At 74.6% G+C, this 1,983-nt stretch carries 2 protein-coding genes; both read right to left on the bottom strand.

Annotation, left to right across the window (positions count from 1 at the left end):
- Window positions 1–1,052: AAA family ATPase (locus tag A7A76_RS06175; RefSeq protein WP_206410365.1), on the bottom strand; the 1,052-nt coding region annotated here is incomplete at its 3' end.
- On the bottom strand, window positions 1,052–1,983 hold a 932-nt coding region (locus A7A76_RS06170), incomplete at its 5' end, for a PD-(D/E)XK nuclease family protein (RefSeq protein WP_206410364.1). The genes A7A76_RS06175 and A7A76_RS06170, both read right to left, overlap by 1 nt.

Genomic DNA, 1,983 nt, shown 5'->3' with positions numbered 1-1,983 from the left:
GCCAGCGCCGGCACCGCGTCGCCGAGCAGCGGGCGCAGCGCGCGGGCTTGCGCCGCGGGCAGGCCGTCGTCGTCGCCGGCGGCGTCGACGATCGCGGCGAGCACGTCGCCGGCTTCCACCGACGGCAGCTGGTCGCGGTCGCCGAGCAGGATCAGGCGCGCGCCATCGGGCACGGCTTCGACCAGCTTGCACATCAGCGGCAGGTCGACCATCGAGGCTTCGTCGACGACGACCACGTCGAAGGCCAGCGGATTGCGCGTGTCGTGGCGGAAGCGCGGGCGGTCGGGCACCACGCCGAGCAGGCGGTGCAAGGTGCCGGCCTGTTGCGGCAATGCATCGAGCAGTGCCGCATCCACGCCCGCCGGCTCGCGCAAGCGCTCGGCCGCATTGCGCAGGCTTTCGGCCATGCGCTCGGCGGCGCGGCCGGTCGGCGCGGCCAGGGCGATGCGCGGCGGCGCCACGCCGTCCAGGCGCGCCTGTGCGATCAGCAGCACCAGCAGGCGGGCGATGGTCGTGGTCTTGCCGGTGCCGGGGCCGCCGGTGGCGAGCAGCAGCGATTGCAGCAAGGCCAGCGCGGCGGCGCGGGCCTGGCGATCGTCGTCGCGCGCGTGCGGGAACAACTGCGCGAACAGCGGCGCCAGCGCGTCCAGGTCGGCCGGCGGCGGCGCGAACGCCTGCAGGCGGCGCAGGCCGGCGGCGAGGCGGCGTTCGTATTCGCGATAGCGGCGCAGGTACAGCAAGCCGCGTTCGAGCACCAACGGCGCGGCCGCATCGGATGCGGCATCGGCAGCGGGCACGGCGACCCAGCGCGATTGCGCCAAGGCTTCGAGCCATGCGTCCGGGTCGGGCCATTCGATCGCCGCTTCGCTGAGCAACTGCGGCCGGCGCGGATCGAACGCGGCATGGCCGCGCGCGATCGCCTGCGAGGCCAGCGCGGCCGCGGCCAGCACCGGATCGGGCGTGTCGCGGTCGAGCCGGCGCAGCGCCTGGGCCAGGGCGTGGTCGACCGTGCGCAGCGAACCGTCGCGGAACAGGGCGTCGAGCAGGCTCATCACGCGCCTCCGGCGAAGGCCGCGTCCAGCGCCTCGATCAGCGCGCGCGGCGGCCTGGCCGCGTGCACGCCGGCGCCGGGATCGGCCGCGTCCAGGCCGCGGCAGAACAGATAGCGCACGCCGCCGAAATCGCGTTCGTAGTCGTACGCCTCGCCGAGGCGGAAGCGCAGCCAGCGGTGCAGGGCGACGGTGTAGATCAGCGCTTGCAGGTCGTATTCGCTCTCGGCCATGGCCCGTTCGACCTGGGCGGCGTCGAAGCCGGGCAGGCGGTTGGTCTTGTAATCGAGCACGTAATAGCGGCCTTGCCAGGCGTAGACGAGGTCGATCTTGCCGGTCATCAGACCTTCCAGGCGCCGGCGCGAGCCGAAGGTGCGGCGCTCGCGCACCTGTCCGTGCGCATGCAGCGCCGCCAGCAGCGCGTCCACCGGCGCGGCATCGAGGGCGAAGTGGAATTCCATCTCGCTGCGGCGCTCGCGCTCGGGCAGCTCGCACAGGCGCGCGCCCTCGGGCAGCGGCGCGACCAGGGTCCGGCCCACCAGCGAGGCCAGCAGTGCGATGCCGTCGTCGATATCGGCCTCGGCATAGCCTTCGCTGCGCATCGCCGACGCCAGCGCCTCGTCCTGGCCCGGCGGCGGCGGATCGCCTTCGCGCCACTCGCGCCAGGCGCCGAAGTCCACCCGCTCCAGCGCGCTGTGGACGACGTTGCCGAAGCGGCTGCCGCCGAAGCGCGCATCGCCCGGCAGCGGCGCCGCCGAGGCGGCCTCGGCCTGGGTCTGCGGTTCGTCCTCGGCGCCGCGCTCGTCCTGCGCGGCCGGGTCGAAACCGGCGTCTTCGTTGGTCAGCTGGGTGAAGCTGTACACCCACCAGTCGCGCGCGGCGCGGCTGCGCGCCTCGCGCGCCGGCGGCACCGCGCCGTCGGCGACCGGCGGCA

Source organism: Lysobacter enzymogenes (genome assembly GCF_017168095.1).
Classification (GTDB): Bacteria; Pseudomonadota; Gammaproteobacteria; order Xanthomonadales; family Xanthomonadaceae; genus Lysobacter; species Lysobacter enzymogenes_D.
This window is presented reverse-complemented; position numbering and strand designations above follow the sequence as displayed.